This is a genomic window from Nonomuraea sp. NPDC049400 (genome assembly GCF_044466425.1).
GTDB lineage: Bacteria > Actinomycetota > Actinomycetes > Streptosporangiales > Streptosporangiaceae > Nonomuraea.
Genome location: NZ_JBITMP010000174.1, coordinates 1 through 1,016 on the forward strand (window position 1 = coordinate 1; position 1,016 = coordinate 1,016).

1 pseudogene is annotated in these 1,016 nt (G+C 66.2%); it reads left to right on the forward strand.

What is annotated here, in order from left to right:
• Positions 1–348: 348 nt before the first annotated feature.
• Positions 349–927, forward strand: a pseudogene (locus ACIBVN_RS60960) (ISL3 family transposase); the annotation flags it as partial.
• Positions 928–1,016: the final 89 nt, after the last annotated feature.

Below are 1,016 nucleotides of genomic sequence, written 5' to 3' on the forward strand. Positions count from 1 at the left end.
TCATCGAACTCGATATCGCCTACCCAGGACGGATCAGATAAAGAGGGTTCTCCATCACCCGGAAAGGATCTTTACACACTTGAAGTGACAAGCTCCGCGTGACCGGCGAATGACATGCGAGGGACTGTAAGAACAACGGCTCTGGCCCACTTTCGGTGGTGACGGAACGTGATAGCTCGTGTCGGTCCACGGCTATCTCGCCGTGCTGTGCCAGCGTGACGCCGGTGTGACGTAAAGGATCTTGCGGAGCTGGTGTTCCCGCAATTGGCCGGCTTGGTCGTCGGCAGTGTCCGGCCCGGGGCGGGGGCGATCGTTGTGCATGTCACGTCCGAGGGGGCGCCGGTGGCGTGTCCCGGCTGCGGGGCAGCCGGACGGGTGCATGGCTATGTGGATCGGCAGCTGGCGGACCTGCCGTTGGGCGGGCAGCGAGTGCTCGTGCGACTGCGGTTTCGGCGGTTGAGGTGCACGACGGTCGGGTGTGAGCGGCAGACGTTCCGGGAGCCGTTGCCCGGTTTGGCCGAGCCGTATCAGCGTCGCACGATCGCCTTGAGCGCGCAGGTGGGGGCGGTGGTGCAGGAGTTGGCGGGGCGGGCGGGGTCTCGGTTGCTGGACGTGCTGGGAGTCGGGATCTCGCGGCAGAGCGCGATCCGGTCTTTGCTGCGTCTGCCGCTGCCAGTCCGTCCAACGCCGGAGGTGATCGGGGTGGATGACTTCGCGCTCCGTAAGCGGCACCGCTACGCCACGGTGATCATCAACGCGGTGACGCGGGAGCGGCTCGATGTGCTCGCCGACCGTCAGGCCGACACCTTGGAGGCGTGGCTGCGTGCTCATCCCGGCGTGCGGGTGGTGTGCCGGGACAGCAGCGGCGCTTACGCCGAGGCGATCCGTCGCGCTCTGCCTGAAGCGGTGCAGGTCGGTGATCGCTGGCAGTGCGCCATGCGGCGCCTTGTCGTATCCCCGGTTCAGCCGGGAGGAATTCGGAGGGAGGTTCTTGGGTCTGATGGCTTACCCAATCC